This window comes from Mycobacterium sp. NGS56, from assembly GCF_059812425.1.
Map to the genome: position 1 here is coordinate 98,757 of NZ_JCALCQ010000013.1, position 22,315 is coordinate 121,071.

Here is a 22,315-nt window from a genome sequence, read left to right on the forward strand (position 1 = left end):
CTAGTCTAGGGAGCCAGTCAACCGGTGTCACGTCTGCCGGCGTCGAACAATGGAGACCAACGATGGGAACTACGCCAAAGCACTCGGTCAGTGTTGCCGGGATCGTTGTACGGGATGACGGTCGGGTTCTCGTCATCCGGCGAGAGGACAACGGGCGCTGGGAGGCTCCCGGCGGAGTACTCGAACTGCACGAATCGTTCGAGGACGGCGTTCGACGCGAAGTGCTCGAAGAAACTGGATTGAAGGTCACAGTGCAACGTCTCACCGGCGTCTACAAGAACCTTACTCAGGGGATTGTCGCGCTGGTTTACCGGTGCGGTCCTGCCGCCGGCGACACGCACCCTACTGCCGAAGCGCGGGAAGTACGTTGGATGACGAAAGAACAAGTTGAGGGTGAGATGAGCCCTGCCTTCGCAGTGCGGGTTCTAGATGCATTCGATGAAGATCCGCACTCCCGCGCCCATGATGGAGTAAATGTCGTTGCAGGTTAAAGGTTTTGACGGACCAGATTGCGGGCAGCTTGCCAACCGTATGGCCCGGACTTCCAAAGCGGTCTGCACTCAGTCAAATCCAGCCAACGTAACCCTCAAGGCCCGTTCCAACTCAACGTGGAGCGGTGGGTTCGTTTTAGTGTCTTCACTCAGCCAGCGTCGAAGTATGAATTGTGCGGTGGCCAAGCCTGTGTGGACTAGCAGCGAGGGACGAATGTCCGACCCTGCATCGACGCCCATCCGTGCAGCGACGAGTTCGATGAACTTGCGGCCATCGTTATCGCTGATCAGTGCCGATTTGCTCAGTAGGTGGGGGGCTGTCAGTATGGCTTGTTGCCAGTAGTGCGGCTTCGGATTGGTTTTGTCCCACGCGGTTTCGGCGAATAACGCGATCAGCGCGTCGGCTGCTGATTGGTCCGATGGCTGAGCGCCATAGGCGGCAACGATTTCAGCGACCGTTTGCCGCAAGGGCGCGATCAGCAGATCTTCCTTCGTAGGCGCGTAGCGGAAGTAAGTACTGATGGATATCCCGGAAGCGGCAGCGATGTCCTCGGTGGTCACCGCAGCAAATCCACGTTCGGCAAAAAGTTGATATGCGGTTCCCTGGATCTGCGAGAGTAACTCGGCGCGGCGTCGGTCCCTTAACGAGCCAGTGTTTGCGGCGGGCATGACATCGCCTTCGTCGAATTCAACGAGATCATTAGCAGGGCGGGCCGTGTCCATTGATTGGATCCTCATGTCATCCCCATTGTGCGGTCGAGGAAGTCGGTGACAGCGCCGGTGAACGCGTCGTTGTTGTCGCCGGCAACCATGTGACCGGTCCCGGTGACGTCCGTCGTTTCGGCGTGCGGGACCAGCTGGAGGAATTCGTTGACGGTGTCCTGGGAAACTACGTCTGAAAGTGCGCCGCGTACTAGCAGCGTTGGGGCCGTGATTCGACGTGCCCCTTCGGCGAGAAATCCACTGATGGTGTCGAACTCCTCGCTGCCGGTCATGAGATTGCCTTGCAGGACATCGAAGTTGGAGCTGATGAAGGCCGGGTCCCAGCGCCAGATCCATCGGCCGTCGCTCCGTTGGCGCAGAACCTTGTGCAGGCCGTCGAGATTTTCGGGTCGCGCGCGGCGTGGGTTGTATTCGGCGATGACATCGGCGGCATCACCGAGCGTGCCGAATCCGTCGGGGTGTGCGGCCATAAATGACACGATGCGATGGGCCCCATCGAATTCCATTCGCGGGGTGATGTCGACCAGGACAACGGCTGCCCAGAGGTCGGGTGAGGCCAGCTGGTGGGTAGCGAGGATGATCAGCCCGCCCAGCGACGCTCCGACGACGGCGGGGCGACCATCGGGGCTGACGTGGTCTCGTACCGAGATCAGATCGGATACGAACCGTTCGACCTCATATTGTCCGCTGGGGTCCCAGTCGCTGTCGCCGTGACCTCGTGTGTCGTAGGCGACGACCGTGTAGCCGTGGGAATGGAGTCGATGAGCGGAGGTGGCCCATGCATGACGATTCTGACCGCCGCCATGGAGCAGCAACACGACGGGGCGAGTCGCGGCGTGGCGGTAGCAATCGGCCACGAGGGTGATCCCGTCGCTGGTGCGGATGCGCTCCTGGCTAATCGTCATGTGGTCCGATGTGGCCAGCCGTTGCGAGGAAGGGGTTTGCGTTGCGGCCACCAGCTCGCTTCGCGCAGCAGTGTGGCGATCGAGGGAACGGTGAGGGTGCGAACGACGAAGGTATCCAGTAGTAGGCCGCAGCCGATGATGAATCCGGCTTGGATCATGATCGCGATGGAGCCGACGATCAGGCCGAACATGCTGGCGGCAAAGATGAGCCCGGCCGAAGTGATTACTGAGCCGGTGTTTGCGACGGTTCGCAGCACGCCGACGCGAATATTGTGGGCCGATTCTTCGCGTAGTCGCGAGATGAGCAGCATGTTGTAGTCGGCGCCGACGGCGACCAGGATGATGAACGCCAGAAGCGGTACGGGCCAGGCGATTTCCTTGCCAAGGCCATATTGAAAGACGAGGGTTCCCAGTCCGAGTGCGGCGCCGTAGTTGAGCACGACGGTGCCCAACAGGTAGAGCGGGGCGACCAGGGCGCGCAGCAATACGACCAAAATGATGCCGACGATGACGAGGGTCGCTAACGCCAGCTGATGAAAGTCGGCGGAAAGCAGGCGTTGGATGTCGGAGTTGACGGCGGGGAACCCGGCCATCGACACCGTGGCGTTGGCCAGCGAGGTGTTGGGCCGTGCGGCATCGGCGACCTCGGTGATTTTGTGGGCGAGGTTCATCGCGTCGCTGCTGTAAGGGTCGTAACTGGATTCGATGGCGAAACGCGCCGTTTTTCCGTCGGGTGACAGGAAATGCTTTGCAACATCGGTGAATTGGCGGTTCTCGAAGGCCTTGTTGGGAAGGTAGAAACCGCTGGCATTGTCGGAGCCGGCGGTGGTTCGTGCGGAATTCTGCAGTTGGGTGGCGATTTGGCTCATGCCCGACAGCATTTCGATGTTGCTGTCGGCGAGGGTATGCACGCCGGTCGCGAGGGCCTGTGCGCCGGAGGCGAGTTGGCTGATGCCGCTTTGGAGCCGGCGGATGTTGCCGCCCAGATCGGCAGGGTCGCCGAGCGCTCCGAAAGCCTTGTCCAGCGACGTGATTGCGTTTTGGACGTCGGCCACGGTGCCGGCCGCGGTATCGCTGCCGGGCTGGTACAGGTCGCCGAGGTTGGCGAGCTGGTTGAAGAATCCGGTATGGCGCAGGGTCACCAGGATCTGCACCTGGTCGCGGAGTTGGGCGCATTCGGGTGTGGTCGCACACCACGGGGAGCTGTTGAGCGCACCGACGAGCGGGTCGATGGCGGCGATCGCGTTTTGGGCCCGGTCGGCTTGCTGACGCAGCCCCGGACCGGTTCGGATGGCTTGGTCGACGGCCGGGGCGGTACCCGAGAGCTCCTGCAGCAGCGGACGGAACCGCTGGACTTGGGATCCACTGGACTGGGCCTGAGTCAGGATTCCGGTCAACGGGGTCAACGCAGTGCGCAAGGTGGTGTCCAGTTGCGCGAGACCGCCAGCGAGTTGGTCGGCGCCGCCGGTGAGTTTAGCCAGGTCATCCTTATGTGCGTCTCCCTTGGCGACCGCGCCGGCCATCTTGTCGCCGATCTGGCCGTTTTGCCACGACAGTTGAGCCTGCTCCAGACGCGCGCCCGTCGGCCGGGTGACACCGGAGACCTTGGTGACGCCGGGCAGTTGCGAGACCCGAGACGCCATTTCATCCAGGTCGGCCAGGGCCTTGCTGGTGCGCATATCGGTAGGCGATTCGACCAGCATGAATTCGGTGATGATGACGTCCTTGCGAAAGTGGCGGTCCAGCAGGTGATACCCCTCATTGCTGGCCGTGGTCGCTGGCTGTCCTTGGCGATCGTCGTAGCTGATATGCATAGTCAGCGCGACGGCCGCCAGGCCCAGCACCAGCGCCAGACTGGCGACCATTAGCGGCACGGGTCGACGGACCACCGCCACGGCGATCCAGTTCCAGTAGCGGCGAGTGCGATCTGCCTTGGGTTCACCGATGCCGTGTTTGGCCGCCAGCGCCAACACCGGGGGAAATAAAGTCACCGTGGCCGCGAATCCGACAAAGACGGCGATTGCGCACGCCGGACCCAACGCGGCGAACACGCTTAACTTCGCGAATACCATGGCCAGAAACGCAAACGCCACGGTGGCAGCCGAAGCCAAAATCACGCGTCCGATGGTGGCGGTCGCGTTGATCACCGACAGATCCGGCGGAACGTTTTGGCGCCGCTGCTCGTGATATCGACTTATCAAGAACACCGAATAATCGGTGCCGGCACCCAGCAGGATCACCGTCATGAAGGCGATGGTGAACTGCGATACAGGCATGCCCGATTCGCCCAACGCCGATAGCACTCCGCGCCCCACCGCCAGGCTCACGCCGATGACCAGCAGCGGCAGCACAGCGGTAAACACCGACCGATACACGACCAGCAAGATCATCGCGATCAGGCCTGCTGTCGCGACTGAGATGACAACCAAATCCTCTTCGGCCGAGGCGATTTGATCGCGGAAGGTGGCGGGGGGTCCGGTGACGCGAACATCGGTCGGCGAGCCGGCGAATGCCTGGGCGGCGATCGCGCGGACCGCCTGGACCGATTCGGCAGCTTTGAGATCGCCCAGCGTTCCGGTCACTCCCACCGGCACATACCAGGCTTTACGGTCTTGGCTGACTGCCTGGCCTGCGGTGACTGGGTCGGCCAACAAGTCATGAACCAGGCGTACGTGCTCCGAATCGGTACGCAACCGCGAAATCATGGTGTTGTAGCGCTGGCGCACCGGCGCAGTCAGGCCCGCCGGATCCTCCATCGCGACAAATATCGTCGTCTTGAATCCCTGCTCGCCGAAGGCCGCGCCCATGCGATCCACCGTCTGAAGCGATGGCGCATTGCGCGGTATGAGATTCACTGACTGTTGTCTAACAACGGTTTCCAGCTGCGGGAACAGCACCGCCAGGGCGGCGGCGATCAGCACCCACACGCCGATGACCAGCACCTTATGCCGGATGCTGAAACCCGCCAGGCGGGCCAGCCGATCGCTGTATGCGCCCTCACCGGCCGCCACTTTTTGAAGTCGCTCCCGAACGGGGCGACTCAAGGTCGCCACACCCGAAGAAACCCACCCGTTGTCTGCCATTCCCCGCCCCGCTACCTCGAAAGAAACCAACGGTATCGCAACAGTACTGCTAGTACCCTTCTGCCTGCCCGGCGAAACTGCCACCGGTGACCGAATCACTCCGATCGCCGCCGCGCAACCATCCGCTTCGGGAGGTGACCAACGCGCCGTCAACCGTCCAGCATGTCCGGGAATACGACACGTGATCCCTTTGCGCACAGTCGATTTGGCAATAACGATGCACCCAACATACTGATAGTTTCATGAGCGGCGCAGCCGAAATCCCAGCCTGGATCTCAACCTGATCGGCTCCTCGTGCACGTGGTCATACATTTCCCGGTCCATCAACTCGTCGTCCAAGTAGGAGCACGAGCGAGGGGGGTAGTGACGGGGACGAACGCGGCCTTGGTCGTCGACCGGCGGCCTTGGGCGTAAGCGCCGGGTGATCGCGCGGCGGGCCAGCCTGAAATCGCGAACCCCCTGCGCCCACACATATGTATTGGTTAGTGCAAGCGCCACATTCATCGCCGACCAGCCCCGCCCGACTGCACGATTCCCCCTCGCGCGCGCCGGCAGAGTTCGTCCGTCCGCCACACGAACCGGCCTGTGGTTGCCGCGCCCTGGAGCTGCTCAACCAGGGATCGTCCGACCCACTGCCCGATCATGCTTCCTCCCTCGCCGCGCCAACCCCTGTAAGAAAGTGTACTAGTAGTATCGCTACGATACTATAGGTATCGTTAGTTGCCTAGGGCCCGGCTCAATCGACCGATGCAGGTGCGATTTGGTGCGGGCCGGGTACGCGTGAGGTTTACGGTGACTACGTGGAGCGTGACACCCTGGAATTCCCGGTCGACGACGATGCCGACGTTGACCCGCGCCGGCTGCGCTCACGAACCCGGCTATTGGATGCGGCCACCAAACTCCTCAGCGCCGGCGGCATCGAAGCCGTCACCATCGATGCCGTCACCAAGGCCTCCAAAGTCGCGCGCACGACTCTGTACCGCCACTTCAGCAGCTCCACCCAACTGCTGGCCGCCACATTTGAGCGGTTACTGCCGCAGGTCCACCCTCCACCGGAGACGGGATCGTTGCGCGACCAACTCATCGAACTGTTGAGCCGACAGGCCACGCTGTTCCAGGATGCGCCGCTGCATGTCACCACCCTGGCTTGGGTCGCGCTTGGTCCAACACCCGACGGCACCCAGGAAACCCAGGACCGACACGCGCTGCGCGCACGGATCATCGACCAATATCGCCAGCCCTTCGATCTTCTTTTGCAAAGCCCCGAAGCACGCGCCGACCTCGACCGCTTCGACCCGGAGCTGATCCTGTGTCAACTCGTCGGGCCTGTGGCGTTCGCCCGCCTCACCGGGCTGCGTGCTATCGATCGTCAAGACTGTGAGCGCATCGTCGATGACTTCCTCGCCGCGCACCGCCGACAGGCAGACAAACCTGCACAGCGGGCCGCCAACCGTAAACCAGTTACGCGCCGCAGGGGCTCCGACTAGCCTGCAGCACGCCTAATTTGGCGACCACGAGATCGGCAACGACAGATAACCGCGGATGGGGCCTGACCGCAGGCGTTGCGCGCGCCCTAGGTCGACCTCCCAGTTGGGCACGTGGGCCAGCAAGGCACGCAACGCAATCCGGGCCTCCATCCGCGCTAACGACGCGCCGAGGCAGAAGTGAATGCCTCGGCCGAATGCCACTTGGTTCTCGGGTTTGCGCTCGATGTCAAACACGTCGGGATCAGCGAACACGCGTTCGTCACGATTAGCCGAGCCGAACAACAACAGCACCGAATCACCGGCGGACATCGTGATGCCGTGCACTGTGACGTCGCCGGTCAACGTTCGTGAAAGTCCTTGCGCCGGTGAGTCATACCTGAGCAGCTCCTCAACGGCTGGCCCGAGCGAGGTCTCGTCACCAGCCAGCCGGCGGCGAGTGTCGCGATAGTCGGCCAGTACCACCGCGGCGTTGGCCAGCAGATTCGACGTCGTCTCATGACCCGCGATCAGCAGCAGCAGGCAAAAGCCAAGCAATTCGTCGTCACTAAGGTGCTTTCCGTTGATCTCGGCACATACCAACGCTGACATCAAATCGTCGCGCGGTTGGCTACGGCGGTCAGCGAGGAAATCGGTGAAATAGCCATAGATCGCGGCCGCGGCCGCCAAAGCCTCGCCGGTCTCGCCGTGGGTGGGATCGGACTGCACCAGCGCGTTCGACCATTGCCGAAATTGTGTGCGGTCCTCGCGCGGCACCCCGAGCAAATCAGCGATCACCATCGCCGGTAGTACAGCTGCGAAGTCGGCGACGAAATCGGCCGAACCTGCTTCCTGGATCAGGCCGGCCGTCAAGTGATCAGCGAGGTCCTCGATCGCGCACGTCAGCGCCGCGATTCGGCGCGGCGTGAAGGCTTTGCTCACCAATGCCCGCAGCTGATCGTGTCGCGGGGGATCCATCAAAATCATCATCGGCAGCAGCGATTCGCGAAAAGTCGAGCCCGGCGGAGTCGGAAATACTCCGTCGACCGACGAGTAGCTGTGATGGTCCAGCAGCGCGCTGATGACATCTGCGTGGCGACTCAGTACCCACGTGTCGGTGTCAGTGGCGTGGTAGACGGGTGCCTCGTCTCGTAGCTGCCGGTAGACGGGGTAGGGGTCGTCCTGAATTTCCGGGTCAAAGGGGTCGTAGCGAAGTTGTACCGTCGACATATCGTCTCCTGCCACATTGCAGAACACCGGTTTAGACTCAGAGTTTAAACCGAGGGGAGGACTTTATGCGCAAGATTCCCGCTCAGATTTCCGAGCGGTTGCCGGCTGCGGCCGAACTCTTTGCCGAGCGCGGGCTCAACGACACCAAGATCGAAGACGTAGCCGCGACCACGGGCATCGCCAAGGCCACGCTTTACTACTACTTTGCCGGCAAAGAAGAAATACTCGCCTTCCTGCTCGAAGACGTCCTACAACACGTCGCGCACGAGGTCACCGCGATCGTCGAGGCTGGCGGCGCCGCCGCCCAACGCCTGCACGCCGTCATCAGTGCCCAACTGCGCGTGATGGCCCAGCGGCCCGCGGTCTGTCGCGCCCTCATCGGAGAGCTGGGCCGCGCCGCCCGCATGCCCGTCGTCGCCGACATGATCAGCACTGCCTACTTCGAACCCGTCGAAACCTTGCTTCGCGCGGGCGCCGCCGACGGCTCACTCGTGGCACTCGACAAGCCCAGAGCTGCCGCCATCGCCGTATTCGGCGCGGTCACCACCAGCGCGCTGACCTACCTCATCACCGACGATGCGCTCAACGAAGAGCTAATCGCGCGAACAATCCACGACGTCGTGTTTATCGGCTTACGGCCACGCTAACTGCCCCCGCAGACGTGTGCTAGCAGGTAAGACGTGTGCTAGCAGGTAAGGAGTTCGCGCCATCGTGCAGCGGTAGTGCACCCGTCCTATAGTCTGCGCACAAAATGTGTTGGCACCATCGCCGACCGACGCAGAGGTCCACCGAGTGAACGAATCATCCGATATCCCGGGTAACGCCGGCAAACCCGGCGACTTCATAGATCTCCGCGCAGAATTGGCTGAGTTAGTAGATGAATTCGTGCCTGTTGTGGCGGACCTATGGCCACGCTTGGAAGATCATAAATACCGTTGGCAACTCTATGGCTACGGGCTGCCAGACGGCTACGACAAACTCGTCGTCTCGGACATCATTGCTGCGCTGCTCGAAGCGCTGAAGGGCATGGGCATTGCACGCAATAGACTCGTTCATGCTCAGCTCAAAGCCGACGACCACGAGCCAGGGTCCTCAGGCACGACATGAAGCGGCAGGTCGCGGTTGGGTCCCGATGAGCCTTTCTCTACCGATAACGCCGTCGCAAGTTGGGATGCGAACGCCGGTCCGTCATTTACAAGTGCATAGCCACCGGCAAGCCCGCCTTGGTTGCAAAGCAGCCTTCGTCGATGGACTCGGCGAGTTCGTACCTTGCCGGTCTGACGTTCGACTCGACGAACGGTCACATGCGCCTTTCGCGGAACAACCGCGGTAGGGAAGCGATGTGTGCAATCGCCGTAGATGGCTTGTGAGCGAGACCAGCGACGGATGATCCTGCGGACCGTCAGGTACGCATCTCGGGCGACCTCGACGATTGCGGTGGCACGCTCTAACCCGTGGACTCCCCAAAAGCGGCCCGGTCCGCGGCCCGGGATACGCCAGGATTCCGGGACGATGTGCTGGTATTCCTTGTCGCCCAACTGATTCGGAGACGAGTGTTTGGTGAAGTAGATCGCCAAGCGTTTGGGGTCGCATGCCCGCAATCCGTTGAGGATGTCCACGGCCGTGCCGGCGAGGACGTGGCGTGCGCGTTGTTCAGGATCGGGATGGGCGACGATATCAGCCCATTCCGCCGACAGCCAGTCCCGAAATTTGCGTCCTGATCGCCCGATGCCGTGCGGAGGAGCCATCCACACGTGAATGTGCGGTGCGCCGCGGCGTTGAAATTCCAGCTTCCAGATGTAGCGGGCTGGTTCGCCCCACTCGCGCTGAAAGCGCTTGCGCCACAGCACCATGTGCCGCTTCACGCTGGCGCCGTCGGGGGCGACGCATTCCCAGTAGCCGGGGTAGGTGAGGGTCACCATCGCAGGCACGCGGCCGCACTCCACCAATGGTGTGTAGTCGAGCTCGGCGAAGGTGCGGCACATTGCGGCACGAGACTTGCGAGACCATTCGGTGATGGCGCGCCGATGCGGATTAGGCATATCGCGGCCGGACTTGATGCGGTCTGCCTCAGTCGCAACGTCGAGTCGATGGCGATTGACCGCCCGCTCCGATGCCTTCTCCGCCCGAACGGGACTGGTCCAACCGAGGCGGACCACGCCAGGGCCAACGGTGATCCGGAATCGGCCCGACTCCGGTTCCATCCCGAGCCGGCCCCGCCCGTCGGCCCAGGGCTCCGCCCGCTCGAACAATGCTGCTGCCGAGGAGACCAGCTCGGGGCTCGGGAACCGCAACCCCAGAATATCCGCGGCCGACAGTTCGGGACCATTGCGGCTCTCGGCAGTGTCGCGGACACTTTTGGCACATATAACAAGCCCGTTGGTCCCAGCCGGAACCCGGCCTCCGCCGCTCCCGCCGTCCGACCGATCGCTGTCGCTCTCGCGCCCTGCGGCCTTGACGGCCTCGGGCACTCGCGGTCTACCGGCGTCCGCGGCTCCGCCCGCGTTCCGGCTGGCCGTTCGAGTTGTATCTGGCTGAAAAGTGGGTCGCTCCGCGGCCGTCGTCGTTGGACGCGCAGTCGACCCTGTGATGCTGGGCATCGGGTACCTGCTCCCCCGGGAGCCCAGGCGCGCATCACTCAGTGACGGGCGATGAAGGGTTCCCTGTCGGGAGTGCTGTCACCGTGTCCGGTTTGTGTCCGATCGTCGGACGAGCACCCTGCGTCAGACGCGCTCAGCTCGCCGCATTTGACGCATGAGCGCTGTTAAACCACAGGTCAGCGGCCATTTTTTCCGCCTGAAAAGCGGAAGGTCGGCGGTTCGATCCCGCCCCTGGCCACCAAGGATCCGCACGGCCGCGGTGACAGCACTGTTGAGCCGGTCAAGGTCGGTTGCGACGTAGTCGAGCCCACCGGAGTAAAGATCGCTGTAAGATTCGCGGCGTAGCCGGCGTGGAGTGCGTGGCTTTGGGAACGTAGCGGGGGTCAGCGCCGGAAGCCTCGGCCCGGCTGCGCAGCCGTGTCGTAGGTCGCGAATTGTCAAGGGCGCCATGATTCCAATGATTTTGGGTCTTTTTTGCCTATGGCTATGGGTCGGATTTGGCCGTCAGGTCAAACCCGTTGGGCCTGGCCGGCTTCACCTGATCGATGCCAGCTGGTCGATCGAGTCCCTGGGCAGGTCGCCGTCGACCACCGCCGTCACCACCAATTTGTCCAGTGTGATCGCGCCGTTGTGGTTGTCGAGGAAAGCGGTGTCTGCGGCGTCGCGTCCGGTGGCGATGCGCACCAGGGTTTGTCTCGGCGCCAGCAGCGTGCCGTCGACCACTCGCCAGTTCCCCTCGACGAACGCCTCGGCTACCGCATGAAAGTCCATTGGGTACAAGCCGGGTGCATACACCGAAACAACACGGGCGGGCACATTGACGGCCCGTAACAGCGCCACCACAAGATGCGCGAAGTCTCGACAGACGCCGGCACCGGCGAGCAATGTATCCACCGCTCCATCGATGGGATCACTGGAGCCTGGTACATAGTTCAGCCGGCTGCCGACCCAAAGCGAAACCCTCTCCAGCAGAGCCGTCGAATCGAGGTAGTTCCCGAATTCGGTTGCGGCGAAGCCGAAGAACTTGTCAGACTCGGCGTAGCGGCTCGGACGAAGGTACATCGACAGGTCATACTCGGTCACCGGTGCGGGATCGGTTTGGCCCACGATCGTCGCGGCGTAGTCGACCCTGAGGTTGCCTACCGGAACGTCCAACTTGTGGATCCGGTTACCGTGCACACCACTGATCTCCAACGGCTGCAGTGGCATTCCGTCTAACACGAATGACAACGACTCGGATACCTCGGCATTGGGATGCGGTGCGACCGCGATCTGGAACTCCAAGGTCGTCGCCGCGGTGATGTCGACCTCGAGTTCAGCGGCGACCTCTCGTCTCATCTGCCCCTCCCGATCGCCAGGTAATCAGGCCTCGATCGCGGCCAGCGGCTCGCTCAGCGGCATTTCCGACGCCGAGGCAGCACATCGCCAGTCCGTACCGCACCACTAGCGTCTCACGTGCGCGAGTGCACCGCAGGAAGAGACGATGTTGGAACGGCGCCGTCCGGCGATTCACGTGTCGCGTCGCCAATGTCGGGTCACCGGACGCCTCGATATCAAGGCCCCAACTGGCCGTGAGGGATCCACCGGCGGCTTGGGCCCCTCATGAGGCGCGCCGATCTTCGTCAGCTAGCAGCGGGAGGCACGTTCACATTGTTGTTGTGCGGCGCGCAGGATCGACTCCGCGAGTATGAATGCGGGTTTGGCGCGGTCGGCGCTCTCGATGGGCAGGTTTGCAGCGCAGCGCAGCACCATGAGGGCCAACGCGCTGTGGGTCGCGTACGAGACGACGAGCAGGTTAGCGCGAGCCTGTGCGCCGCTGACCGTCATCAGGTGCTGGCGTTTGCCTTCCCATCCCGGCCAGTTGAGATCGGGTGGTCGTTGCAGCGACGACCAATTGACGTTGATGGATGTGACGTCTCCGAGCAGAGGAGTCAGGACCGCAACAAGCTCGGGCAATTCATTGGTGATGCGATCTGCGCGCGGCCACCAGGCGCCGTCGATATCCCGGCCGAGTTCGCGAGCCACCGATACGCGGATGGGAGTGGATTGGCGTCGGGTCCTGACCGCGAAGCTCATCGCAGATCCCCCAGCCCGTGGTCCGCGCGCCTGATCGCGGCGGCGCAGCCGTTCGCAAACGCCATCGAAATCTTTTGGTGTCGTGTAGTGGCCGGGGTTGCATAACCCATGGGCGCTTCCTTCGCGCTCGGCGTCGTGGGGCCCGCGGACGCGGGACCAACGGAGGAATCACATTGCCCGTGGGTGTCGTCCGCGCCGGTCGCGCGGTCGACCACCGCTGACAACGAACGGCTCACCTTCGACGCTACGCCACCACCGGCCCACCCGTGCGGGCAGGTTGCCAGCGAAGCGCGCAAGCTCGGTGCGGCTTGCTCGATCGCGTCCTGGAGAATTCGCCCAACAGATGAGCATTGTCATTGCCAAGCGCAACAAATCCCTTGTAGTGCAAGGGATGAGAGACGACGGTTGCCATCTGCGCCAGAGAGCAAGATGACGGGTAGGGTGGTGGGCAACCGCGAGGACGGATTACATGGCAATAATGAACTGGTGCGACGCGATCGAGACCCACCCATCGCAGATCCGGGTCGGTGACATCATCGGCACGCGGCATCCCACAGAACTGCGTCTGACGGTCAAGATGATCAGTGGTCCGCAGAGCGGTCCGGGGCAGTGGACATTTTTCAGTCGAGACGATAACGGTCAGCAGCGAACCAGTACGTTCGGAGAAGGCGAATTGGTCCGCAGGTACGCCAAAGCTTCTTGACGTCCACGTCAATGCCTATCGGCGACGTTGATTGGTAGAACCGACGGCCCCGGTGTCGGGCCGATCGGAGAACGCCGGGTGCTCAACCGGCTTCGCAGAGGTTTCGCCCGAAGCGAGATACTTCGGTGCCTCGGGATGGGAAAACAGGTTCGATTGGTCCATCGGGTAGTCCTTCCGAAATGAAGAGTCGGCCGATGTGCGTTGTTGGCTGCGGACGAGAGTCGCACGGCTGGCTCATTGGTGTTTCGTTCGCGATTCGCGGGGACCGCTAGAGCGCGGCTGCTCTCCACCCTACATGCAGCCAACGCCGTGCCTGCCGTACTCAGGTGAGATGCTGCCTTAGCGCGCTTTTTGCATCCGAGACGGCCGCCCCGGCACAGGCTGGGCGCACCGGTTCCGCCGGTTGCAGCCGTGGCCACGTGTGCAGATTCGCTGCCAAGTGAATTAGCAAGCCGGGCAACTGTTTTCAAAATATGTTCGGCCTCGTGCTACCCTGAGCCGGCATGGATGTGTTTGGTACATCCGCATTGAATGAGAGAAGTAAGTAAATGGCACAGGGAACTGTGAAATGGTTCAACGGTGAAAAGGGCTTCGGCTTCATCACCCCTGACGACGGCACGAAGGACCTCTTCGTCCACTACTCCGAGATCCAGGGAAACGGCTATCGCTCGCTGGATGAAAATCAGCGTGTCCAGTTCGATGTTGAGCAAGGCGCCAAGGGACCCCAGGCAGTAGGAGTCAGTACCGTCTAGGAAATCGACATACGTCACGGTGGGCTGGTTCGGTTCTTCGGACCAGCCCACTGGTTTTTGGCTCTCTGGAACCCACCTTGCCGCTGGCACCTAACCCGATTCGGACCGACGGAACGGGATAATGACCGCATGCGTCTCGCGTGGGTGCTGCGATTGACCATGGCTGTGTGGCTCGCCCCGGTGGGCTGCGCATCCACCGCGCAAGCCAGCCCCGACGTGCCGCCGGTCAGTGACGCTGCACGCGCGGCAGGCTTCGTCGACGTCCGCACTGTCATCCCCGACGCGATACTGGATCTGCGCTACGCGACGACGAACAATTTCACTCACACGCAGCTGTATCCGTCCGACGCCAGATGCCTTGTGCACCAATCGATGGCGCCCGGTCTCGCCGCTGCGGCCGGCGCGTTGCGTCCGCAGGGACACCTCCTGGTCTTCTGGGACTGCTATCGCCCGCACGACGTTCAGGTCAAGATGTTCAATCTGGTCCCCGACCCCGCCTGGGTGGCACGCCCGGGGCCGTATGCGCACAGCCACGAGTCGGGGCGTTCCGTTGACGTGACGTTCACGACGACGCAGCAGCCGTGCGCGTCCGGGCTATACGCGAGCGGACTTTGCCTTGCCGACATGGGTACCGACTTCGACGACTTCACGCCTCGGGCAACCGCTTTCAACACCCAGGGCCTCAGCGCTGACGCCGTGACGAACCGGACGGCGCTGCGGTCGGCCATGACCTATGGCGGGTTGAAGGTGTATTCGGGCGAGTGGTGGCATTTCGATGGCCCGGGAGCCGGTGCCAACCAACCGATCCTCAACGTACCCGTCGACTAGGCGTCTCAAAATACGAGACGGTCATATCACAAAGTGGGCACCTCGCGTAAGCTGCGATCCAGAACCGGCGACCAAGGGGCCACAGTGAACGACCACTATCGAGCGACCTATACGCACGGCCACCACGAGTCGGTGTTGCGGTCGCACCAGCGACGCACCGCCCAGGACTCCGCCGCGTACCTGTTACCGCACCTGAAACCGGGGTTGTCCGTGCTGGACGTAGGGTGCGGACCCGGCACCATCACCGCCGACTTGGCCGCGCGGGTCGCACCCGGATCCGTCACCGCCATCGACCAGGCCACCGACGTACTCAGTGTCGCCCGCGGCGAAGTGGGGCGACGGAACCTATCCAACGTGTCGTTGGCGACGGCGGACGTGCAGAATCTCGACTATCCCGACGGCGCCTTCGATGTCGTCCACGCCCATCAGGTGTTACAGCATGTCGCCGATCCGGTTGCCGCCCTGCGCGAGATGCGGCGGGTGTGCGCGCCGGGCGGCCTCGTGGCCGTCCGCGACGCCGACTACTCCGGGTTCATCTGGTACCCCGAGTTACCGCCGCTCGACCTGTGGCGAGACCTTTACCGTCTAGTCGCGCGCGCCAACCGCGGCGAACCGGATGCGGGCCGGCGACTGCTGGCGTGGGCACGGCAGGCGGGGTTCGGCGACATCACGCCCACAGGCAGCCTGTGGTGTTATGCCACGCCCGCGACACGCGACTGGTGGGGCGGAATGTGGGCCGACCGAATTCTGCACTCGACCGTGGCGCGTGACCTGGTGAGCCTCGACCTGGCGACCACCGCGCAGCTCGAGGAGATTTCTGCCGCGTGGCGTGAATGGGCCGCGTCCCCGGACGGCTGGATTGCCATCCCGCACGGCGAAATCATCTGTCGCGCATGACCTTCAGTCGAGGAACAGGTCCGCGATCGGTTGATCTCCTGCATCGGGTCGTACTTCCTGGCCGACAACGTCGCGGTCGGTTCCACCGCGATGGCGCTGGCGTTGTTGACGCAGACGTCGACTCCGCCGAACCGCTGCACCGCCGCGTCGACTGCCCGCTACGTCCTCTTCGCGGTGGACGTCACCGACGACCGCGAGCGCCTTGCCGCCGGCGGCCTCGATTTCGGCGGTGGCGGTGTGCACCGTCCCGGGCAGACGCGGGTGGGGGTGGCGGTCTTGGCTAGCAACACCACGTTGGCGCCCCGCCGGGCCGCACCGATTCCGAGCGCGAGGCCGATTCCGCGGCTGCCACCGGAGACGACGACGGTGCGAAAGACGAGGAACCGGTGGGCATGGAGCCTCCTTTTACCTGGTCAAACATGTGGTATTGGCATTCTCTTTTTTTGCAAGTACGTTATTCACCGATGGATAATACGGCCCACACTCCGTCTGGCATCCCGCTGCAACCCGTCTACGGGCCGGCGGATGTAAACGCGCAGCCCCCGCAACCGGGGGAGTTCCCCTTCACCCGGGGTAATTTCGCGTCCGGCTACCGCGGCAAGCTCTGGACCTTCCGGCAGTACTCGGGATTCGGCACCGCCGAGGAATCTAACCGCCGCTACCGCTACTTGCTGGATCAGGGCGGGACGGGGTTGTCGGTGGCGCTCGACCTGCCCACCCAGTGCGGATACGACTCCGACGATCCCGAGTTCGGCGAGGAGGTCGGCCGGGTCGGGGTCGCGGTGGATACCCTGGTTGACTTTGAGATCTTGTTCGACGGCATCCCGTTGGACAAGCTCAGCACGAGCATGACGATCAACGGAACGGCGGCGATCCTGCTGGCGTTCTACGTCGCCACGGCGGAGAAAAAGGGCATCCCGCGGCAAAAGCTCACCGGGACCATTCAGAACGACATCCTCAAGGAGTACGCCTCGCGCGGGACGTGGATCTGGCCGCCGGAGCCGTCGCTGCGACTGATCGCCGACACCATCGAATTCTGCGCGGCCGAAGTTCCCCGGTTCAACGCGATCTCGGTGGCCGGGGCGCACTTCCGCGATGCGGGCGCCAACGCGGTGCAGGAGATGGCGTTCACCCTGGCCGACGGGGTGACCTATTGCGACACCGTGGTCGAGCGCGGCCGCATGACGATCGACGAATTCGCGCCGCAGATCTCGTTCTTCTTCTACACCCACGGGGACTTCTTCGAGGAGATCGCCAAATACCGTGCGGGGCGCCGACGTTGGGCGACCATCGTGCAGGAGCGCTACGGGGCGACGACCGCGAAGGCGTCGATGTTCCGCTTCGGCTGCGTCTGCGGTGGCGCGTCGCTGTATGCCCCGCAGGCCCACAACAACATCGTGCGGGTGGCCTACGAGGCGATGGCCGCGGTTTTGGGCGGCGTTCAGTCGATGTTCACCGCTGCGTGGGACGAGCCCTTCGCCCTGCCCACCGAGCAAACCACGACATTGGCGCTGCGCACTCAGCAGATCCTGGCGCACGAAACCGGTGTGGCCAGCGTCGCCGACCCGCTGGGCGGCTCGTATTTCGTGGAGGCGCTGACCGATGCGACCGAGGAGCGCATCATCGAGATCATGTCCGACCTCGAGCGCCACGGCGGAATGGTCCAGGCCATCGAAGATGGTTACCTGCAGGGCCTGATCGCCGACGAGGCCTTCAAGATGCATCAAGACATCGAAGCCGGCACTCGCCCCGTCGTCGGGGTCAACCGGTTCGTGACGGAGGAACCGGCACACGACGTCGTCACCTATGAACTCGACGCCGAAGGACGCGATCTACAGCTCAAGCGGCTGTCCAAGGTCAAGGCTGAAAGGGATTCGACCGCAGTAAAAGCCACCCTTGCGGCGCTGTCGAGCGCCGCCGAAGGAAACGACAATCTGATGCACAAGCTGATCGACTGCGCCAACGCGTACTGCACGGTCGGGGAGATGGTCTCTGCCCTCAAAGCAGTGTGGGGCGAATTCCAGCAACCGGTGGTGTTCTAGATGGCCGTGCGCGTTCTCGTTGCCAAACCCGGTTTGGATGGGCATGACCGCGGCGCCAAGATCGTTGCACGCACCCTGCGTGACGCCGGGTTCGAGGTCATCTACACCGGGATCCGCCAGCGCATCGAGGACATCGCCTCGATCGCGGTTCAGGAAGACGTGGCCGTGGTGGGGTTGAGCATTTTGTCGGGTGCGCACCTGGCGCTCACCGCGCGCACCGTGGAGGCGCTGCGCGCCGCCGATGCCTCCGACATCGCCGTCGTCGTCGGGGGCACCATCCCGCAGGCCGACGTCCCCAAGCTGCTCTCCGCCGGCGCCGCCGCGGTATTCCCCACCGGAACACCGCTGGACGACCTCGTGCGCGACCTCCGCGCACTGACAGGCACGGTGGAAACCGAATCGAAGGAACCCGTCACGGAGGAACCATGCGCGTCGGAGTGATGATCGGTGCCGAGCGGGGCGACATGGCCCGCAAGGTGGACAAACTGGCCTCCGACATCGAATGGGCCGAATCCGCTGGCCTGGACACCGCGTGGATGCCGCAGGTGCCCAACGACTTCGACTGCCTGACCATGGTGACGCTGATGGCCGCCCACAGTTCGCGTATCGAACTGGGTACCGCCGTGGTGCCGCTGCAGGCCCAACATCCGATTGCTCTTGCCCGCCAAGCGCTCTCGACGCATGCGGTGGCCGGGGGACGGTTGGCGCTCGGCGTTGGGCCGTCACACCACTGGATCGTTCGAGACATGCTCGGCCTGCCGTACGACAAGCCGGCCGCCTACACCCGCGACTACCTGGAAGTGCTCAACGCCGCCGTCGCCGGGCCGGGATCGGTTGATGTCGAGAACGATTCGTTCAGGGTGCACAATCCGTTGGCGATCGGGGCCGATACCCCGATGCCGGTGCTCGTCGCCGCTTTAGGACCGGTGATGTTGCAGATTGCCGGTGAGCTCGCCGACGGCACCGTGCTGTGGATGGCCGACGAACGCGCGATCGGCGATCACATCGCGCCGAAGATCACCAAGGCCGCGGCGGACGCCGGACGTCCCTCGCCGCGGATAGTCGCGGGGATCCCGGTATGCCTTTGTGCGCCCGGGCAAGTCGGGGAAGCCAAGGAGCGAGCCAACCGCATCCTGGGCGAGGCCGAGGTGTCGCCCAACTATCAGCGTCTGCTCGACCGCGGCGACGCCCGAGATGTCGGTGATCTGTGTGCGGCCGGTGACGAGGAGGCGATCCTTTCCCGGATGCGCCGCTTCGCCGACGCCGGTGTGACCGATCTGTCGGTGCGGCTGCTGCCCATCGGAGACAACCGCGATGAGCTGGTCGCTTCCAAGCGGCGGACCCGAGAGATGATCGCCTCACTCGCCGCGGAATTGCGTTGACGGCAAGAAACTCCGGGCCGCTGGCCGGCATACGCGTCCTCGAGGTCGGCACCATGCTGGCGGGTCCGTACGCGACCATGCTGCTCGCCGATCTCGGTGCCGAGGTCACCAAGGTCGAACCGGCGGGCGGTGAGATCTCCCGCAGCGTCGGCGCCACCTACTTCGCCAGCCTCAACCGCAACAAATCCAGCATCACGCTCGACCTCAATTCCGAAGCGGGACAGCAGCGATTGGGCGGACTCGTCGCCGAGTCGCATGCCCTGCTGGTGAACCTGAAGCCATCGGCCATCCGCCGGCTGGGCCTGACCTACGACGAGCTGCGCCGGCACAACGAGAAGATCGTCTGTGTGGCGATCACCGGTTTCGGCCTCTATGGCGGCGACGATCCGGCCTTCGACTACGTGGTACAGGCGGGCGTCGGCACCGCCGCCCTGACCGGCGACCCCGACGGGCCGCCGACGCTGCCCGGCTATTCCTCGGCCGACAACTCCACCGGAATGACCGCGGCGTTGGGGCTGTTGGCGAAGATCATCTCCGGAACCGGCGGCCAGGTGGATGTGTCGCTGCGCGACGTCATGCTGTCCCAGCTGAACTATCATGCGTCCGCCTATCTCAACGATGGCGTCGAGCCGCAGCGCCGCCCCTACGGGGCACATTCCTATTACGTTCCCGCTCAGCTGTTTCCAACCGCCGATGGATATCTGGCGCTGTTCATCACGCACGACGGCTTCTGGAAGTCATTCGCCGCCGAAGCGGGCATCGGGGGTTTCGAAACGATGGCCGAGCGGGTCGCCCGCCGCGACGAAGTGCTGGCGGTCGTCACGGCGATGCTGGCCACCGACAGCGCCGTCGGGTGGGAGCGGCGACTGCGCCCGCTCGGAGTTCCGGCCGCCGCCGTTCGTAGCCTCGCCGAGGCGCTCGAGGCCACGCCGGAAGTTGTTGTGACAGCTGGCGAATTTAGGTTGGTAGGAAGCCCGATCCACATCTCGGGGTACGAGCCCGAGTACCGGCCACCGCCGGAGCTGAACCCGTAGGCACCTGTGCCCGGCTTCGAATGTGAAGCCAGTTGCACGTTCGGGCCCGAGCGTGAAGCTAGCCGCACGTTCGTGGGGATTAAGCGGCTTGAGCTAGCGCGCGACGGCGGCTTGCTTTTCCTGGTAGCGACGCGCCCACTCGGCCCGTGACCGGATCGACACGTCGACATCACTTCCCTTGGCGCGCAGTGTCTTGACGTTCGCCTGCTCGCGCGGGATCCGCGCGAAGGGGTCCCAACCAAAGAACCGGCAGGCGTTGCCCCAGGTGATCTTGTTGATGTCGGAATCGTCGGCCGCGGCGGCGTTGAGTTCGAGAAGCACCTGCTCGGGCGCATCCGGCCAGAAGCAGTCCGAGTGCGGGTAGTCGCACTCCCAGGCGATGATGTCGATGCCGATCTCGTGACGCAGCTTCAGCGATGTCTTGTCGGTGACGTAGCAGGCCAGCGAGTGTTCGCGAAAGACGTCACTGGGCAACTTGTCGCCGAAGTCACGGCGTAGCCACTTCTGGTTGGTGTAGTGGCGGTCGCTGCGATCCAGGTAGAACGGAATCCAGCCGATACCGCCCTCGGAGAAGGCGAATTTCAGATCCGGGTAGTTGCGCATGGCGGGACCCCACAGCAGATCCTGCGCGCAGATTGCCGAAACCTGGGTGGCCAGAATGATCAGGTTGTCGATCGGCGCGTTGGGCGCCATGCTGATCGCCCCGAAGCCAGTGCCGATGTGCAGGCACATCACCACGTTCTCCTCGGACAGCGTGCCGAATACCGGACCCCAGTAGTCCTCGTCGTGGTAGCTCGGAAGTCCTTCGAGGTGGGGCAATTCCGGCATGGTGACGGCTCGGCAGCCCTTCGCGGCGACGCGGCGGATCTCGGCGCACATGCCCTCGGGAGTCCAGGTAGGCAGGATCGCGATCGGGATGAAGCGGTCCGGGTAGGACCCGGCCCATTCGTCGATGTGCCAGTCGTTGTAGGCCGACACCATCACCAGGGTGACGTCTTCGCGCGTCATGTTGAGGTGCCGGGCCGAAAAGCCGGTGAACGTCGGGAAGCACATCGACGCGAGGATGCCGTTGCGGTTCATGTCCCGGACGCGTTCGTGGACGTCGTAGACACCGGGACGCATCTCGGCGAACCCGGCGGGATCGCGGCCCCACTCCTCGGCCGGCCAAGACACCACGGCGTTGAGTCCGCTCACGCCCTGTGGCCTGCCCTGGTACATCCACTGGTCGACGCCCTTGTCGTCGGTGACGACGACGGGTGCCTCGTCCCGGTACTTGGTGGGCACGTGCCGCACGAACATGTCTGGCGGTTCGACCACGTGGTCGTCAATGCTCACCAGGATCAGGTCATCGACATTCATGGTCTAGGCGACGCATTCGGTGGTCGTCTCGAGCAGTCGCGGGATCGGCGCAGGATCCAACTGCAGGGCGTCGGACATGTGCAGTCGGCCGGCGTTGGCCATCATGTTGTCCAAGATGGACTGAAGATCGTCACCTTCGAGTTCGTAGATGGCGACATACGGGCCCTGCCCATCAACGGGACGCAGCCGGCGTGCGCCGACGATTCCGTCGAGCGTCAGCAGTTCGGGTATGTGAACTTCGTCGTACCAGGTGTTGTACTCCTGCTCGCGATCCGGCGAGCTGGGCAGACTCTCGACGTACATGATTCCCTTGGCCATTGCCGCCGCCTCTCCGTGGCTACTCGTAGCGCACCGTGACCGAATCCGTATCCGGAACGCCCTGGCACGTCAGAATGTAACCCTCGGCGACCTCGTCGGATTCGAGAGCGTCGTTGACCCGCATGGTGGCATGGCCCTCTTCCAGCCTGGCCATGCACGTGCCACAGTTGCCGGCCTCGCAACTGAACGGCGGTTCCAGCCCGGCCCGCCGCGCGGTCTCCAAAAGAGTCTCGCCCGGGACTATGGGCACCGACACCTTCTTGCGGTCGAGATGAATCGTCACCGTTCCGGCACTGCAGCCGTTTGTTGCCGGATCTGTCACCCGCGGGGTCCCCTCGATGATCCGGGTGACCGTCACTGAGACCGCCCCCTGTCACGTATTTGCATTCTTCAGTATAGAGAATACTATTCTCACGAAGCGATAGCATC

At 63.5% G+C, this 22,315-nt stretch carries 22 protein-coding genes and 1 pseudogene; 12 read left to right on the forward strand and 11 right to left on the reverse strand.

Annotation, left to right across the window (positions count from 1 at the left end; translation table 11 throughout):
- Nucleotides 1–62 precede the first annotated feature (62 nt).
- Nucleotides 63–491: an NUDIX hydrolase gene (locus AC5Y4F_RS23120; RefSeq protein WP_473123854.1), complete on the forward strand. Its 429-nt coding sequence runs from the start codon at nt 63–65 to the stop codon at nt 489–491.
- A 69-nt stretch (nt 492–560) separates the two neighbouring features.
- On the opposite strand, the gene AC5Y4F_RS23125 is transcribed toward AC5Y4F_RS23120, so the two are convergent.
- The 3 genes from AC5Y4F_RS23125 to AC5Y4F_RS23135 form a co-directional block, all read right to left on the reverse strand.
- The gene (locus AC5Y4F_RS23125; protein ID WP_473123874.1) at nt 561–1,160 is read right to left on the reverse strand and encodes a TetR family transcriptional regulator; all 600 of its coding nucleotides are present in this window, start codon (nt 1,158–1,160) and stop codon (nt 561–563) included.
- 65 nt (nt 1,161–1,225) lie between these two features.
- Entirely contained in the window at nt 1,226–2,119 is an 894-nt protein-coding gene (locus AC5Y4F_RS23130; protein ID WP_473123855.1) for an alpha/beta fold hydrolase, read from the reverse strand.
- Nucleotides 2,116–5,202, reverse strand: coding sequence for an MMPL/RND family transporter (locus AC5Y4F_RS23135; RefSeq protein ID WP_473123856.1), 3,087 nt, complete (start codon nt 5,200–5,202; stop codon nt 2,116–2,118). The genes AC5Y4F_RS23130 and AC5Y4F_RS23135 overlap by 4 nt, the downstream gene beginning before the upstream one ends.
- A gap of 800 nt (nt 5,203–6,002) precedes the next feature.
- Here AC5Y4F_RS23135 and AC5Y4F_RS23140 point away from each other — a divergent pair.
- Nucleotides 6,003–6,689 carry a TetR/AcrR family transcriptional regulator gene (locus tag AC5Y4F_RS23140; protein WP_473123857.1) on the forward strand — a complete coding sequence of 229 codons (687 nt, stop codon included), beginning with the start codon at nt 6,003–6,005 and terminating at the stop codon, nt 6,687–6,689.
- A gap of 12 nt (nt 6,690–6,701) precedes the next feature.
- Here the strand turns inward: AC5Y4F_RS23140 and AC5Y4F_RS23145 are convergent, their stop codons facing one another.
- Nucleotides 6,702–7,895: a cytochrome P450 gene (locus AC5Y4F_RS23145; protein WP_473123875.1), complete on the reverse strand. Its 1,194-nt coding sequence runs from the start codon at nt 7,893–7,895 to the stop codon at nt 6,702–6,704.
- 65 nt (nt 7,896–7,960) lie between these two features.
- On the opposite strand from AC5Y4F_RS23145, the gene AC5Y4F_RS23150 reads away from it, so the two are divergent.
- Both AC5Y4F_RS23150 and AC5Y4F_RS23155 read left to right on the forward strand, forming a co-directional pair.
- On the forward strand, nt 7,961–8,542 hold the full coding sequence (locus tag AC5Y4F_RS23150) for a TetR/AcrR family transcriptional regulator (protein ID WP_473123858.1): 582 nt from the start codon (nt 7,961–7,963) through the stop codon (nt 8,540–8,542).
- A 145-nt stretch (nt 8,543–8,687) separates the two neighbouring features.
- On the forward strand, nt 8,688–9,002 hold the full coding sequence (locus tag AC5Y4F_RS23155; RefSeq protein WP_473123859.1) for a hypothetical protein: 315 nt from the start codon (nt 8,688–8,690) through the stop codon (nt 9,000–9,002).
- On the opposite strand, the gene AC5Y4F_RS23160 is transcribed toward AC5Y4F_RS23155, so the two are convergent.
- From AC5Y4F_RS23160 to AC5Y4F_RS23170, 3 genes are all read right to left on the reverse strand, one after another.
- Nucleotides 8,954–10,495, reverse strand: coding sequence for a rolling circle replication-associated protein (locus tag AC5Y4F_RS23160; RefSeq protein ID WP_473123860.1), 1,542 nt, complete (start codon nt 10,493–10,495; stop codon nt 8,954–8,956). The genes AC5Y4F_RS23155 and AC5Y4F_RS23160 overlap by 49 nt on opposite strands.
- Before the next feature lie 534 nt (nt 10,496–11,029).
- Nucleotides 11,030–11,833: a transglutaminase-like domain-containing protein gene (locus tag AC5Y4F_RS23165; RefSeq protein WP_067929835.1), complete on the reverse strand. Its 804-nt coding sequence runs from the start codon at nt 11,831–11,833 to the stop codon at nt 11,030–11,032.
- 288 nt (nt 11,834–12,121) lie between these two features.
- Nucleotides 12,122–12,571: a DUF5994 family protein gene (locus AC5Y4F_RS23170; RefSeq protein ID WP_067929834.1), complete on the reverse strand. Its 450-nt coding sequence runs from the start codon at nt 12,569–12,571 to the stop codon at nt 12,122–12,124.
- Nucleotides 12,572–13,040: 469 nt separating this feature from the next.
- On the opposite strand from AC5Y4F_RS23170, the gene AC5Y4F_RS23175 reads away from it, so the two are divergent.
- The 4 genes from AC5Y4F_RS23175 to AC5Y4F_RS23190 all read left to right on the forward strand — a co-directional run bounded on the left by AC5Y4F_RS23175 (nt 13,041) and on the right by AC5Y4F_RS23190 (nt 15,751).
- Nucleotides 13,041–13,274, forward strand: coding sequence for a hypothetical protein (locus tag AC5Y4F_RS23175; protein ID WP_067929833.1), 234 nt, complete (start codon nt 13,041–13,043; stop codon nt 13,272–13,274).
- A gap of 548 nt (nt 13,275–13,822) precedes the next feature.
- Complete coding sequence (locus AC5Y4F_RS23180; RefSeq protein WP_067929832.1) at nt 13,823–14,026, forward strand: cold-shock protein; 204 nt, start codon at nt 13,823–13,825, stop codon at nt 14,024–14,026.
- Nucleotides 14,027–14,155: 129 nt separating this feature from the next.
- Entirely contained in the window at nt 14,156–14,854 is a 699-nt protein-coding gene (locus AC5Y4F_RS23185; protein WP_067929831.1) for a M15 family metallopeptidase, read from the forward strand.
- Between the two features lie 84 nt (nt 14,855–14,938).
- Nucleotides 14,939–15,751 (forward strand): methyltransferase domain-containing protein, encoded by an 813-nt coding sequence (locus tag AC5Y4F_RS23190; RefSeq protein WP_067929830.1) that lies wholly within the window; start codon nt 14,939–14,941, stop codon nt 15,749–15,751.
- Here AC5Y4F_RS23190 and AC5Y4F_RS23195 read toward each other — a convergent pair.
- Nucleotides 15,688–16,089, reverse strand: a pseudogene (locus AC5Y4F_RS23195) (SDR family NAD(P)-dependent oxidoreductase); the annotation flags it as partial. The gene AC5Y4F_RS23190 and the pseudogene AC5Y4F_RS23195 sit on opposite strands and share 64 nt — an antisense overlap.
- A 126-nt stretch (nt 16,090–16,215) precedes the next feature.
- Between AC5Y4F_RS23195 and AC5Y4F_RS23200 the strand changes: the two are divergent.
- The 4 genes from AC5Y4F_RS23200 to AC5Y4F_RS23215 are packed head-to-tail and all read left to right on the forward strand — an operon-like array spanning nt 16,216 to nt 20,209.
- On the forward strand, nt 16,216–17,793 hold the full coding sequence (locus tag AC5Y4F_RS23200; protein WP_067929829.1) for a methylmalonyl-CoA mutase family protein: 1,578 nt from the start codon (nt 16,216–16,218) through the stop codon (nt 17,791–17,793).
- Nucleotides 17,794–18,234 carry a cobalamin B12-binding domain-containing protein gene (locus AC5Y4F_RS23205; protein WP_067929828.1) on the forward strand — a complete coding sequence of 147 codons (441 nt, stop codon included), beginning with the start codon at nt 17,794–17,796 and terminating at the stop codon, nt 18,232–18,234.
- Nucleotides 18,219–19,175, forward strand: coding sequence for an LLM class F420-dependent oxidoreductase (locus tag AC5Y4F_RS23210; protein WP_067929827.1), 957 nt, complete (start codon nt 18,219–18,221; stop codon nt 19,173–19,175). Before AC5Y4F_RS23205 ends, AC5Y4F_RS23210 begins: the two co-directional genes overlap by 16 nt.
- Complete coding sequence (locus AC5Y4F_RS23215; RefSeq protein WP_499998919.1) at nt 19,172–20,209, forward strand: CaiB/BaiF CoA transferase family protein; 1,038 nt, start codon at nt 19,172–19,174, stop codon at nt 20,207–20,209. The genes AC5Y4F_RS23210 and AC5Y4F_RS23215 overlap by 4 nt, the downstream gene beginning before the upstream one ends.
- Nucleotides 20,210–20,302: 93 nt before the next feature.
- Here the strand turns inward: AC5Y4F_RS23215 and AC5Y4F_RS23220 are convergent, their stop codons facing one another.
- Genes AC5Y4F_RS23220 through AC5Y4F_RS23230 form a run of 3 tightly spaced genes read right to left on the reverse strand, consistent with a single transcriptional unit; the run spans nt 20,303 to nt 22,244 of the window.
- A complete protein-coding gene (locus AC5Y4F_RS23220; protein ID WP_067929825.1) occupies nt 20,303–21,568 on the reverse strand; it encodes an amidohydrolase family protein in 1,266 nt (421 codons plus the stop codon).
- 3 nt (nt 21,569–21,571) lie between these two features.
- Nucleotides 21,572–21,886 (reverse strand): DUF4286 family protein, encoded by a 315-nt coding sequence (locus AC5Y4F_RS23225; RefSeq protein ID WP_067929824.1) that lies wholly within the window; start codon nt 21,884–21,886, stop codon nt 21,572–21,574.
- Nucleotides 21,887–21,905: 19 nt separating this feature from the next.
- The gene (locus tag AC5Y4F_RS23230) at nt 21,906–22,244 is read right to left on the reverse strand and encodes a 2Fe-2S iron-sulfur cluster-binding protein (RefSeq protein ID WP_067929823.1); all 339 of its coding nucleotides are present in this window, start codon (nt 22,242–22,244) and stop codon (nt 21,906–21,908) included.
- Nucleotides 22,245–22,315 lie beyond the last annotated feature (71 nt).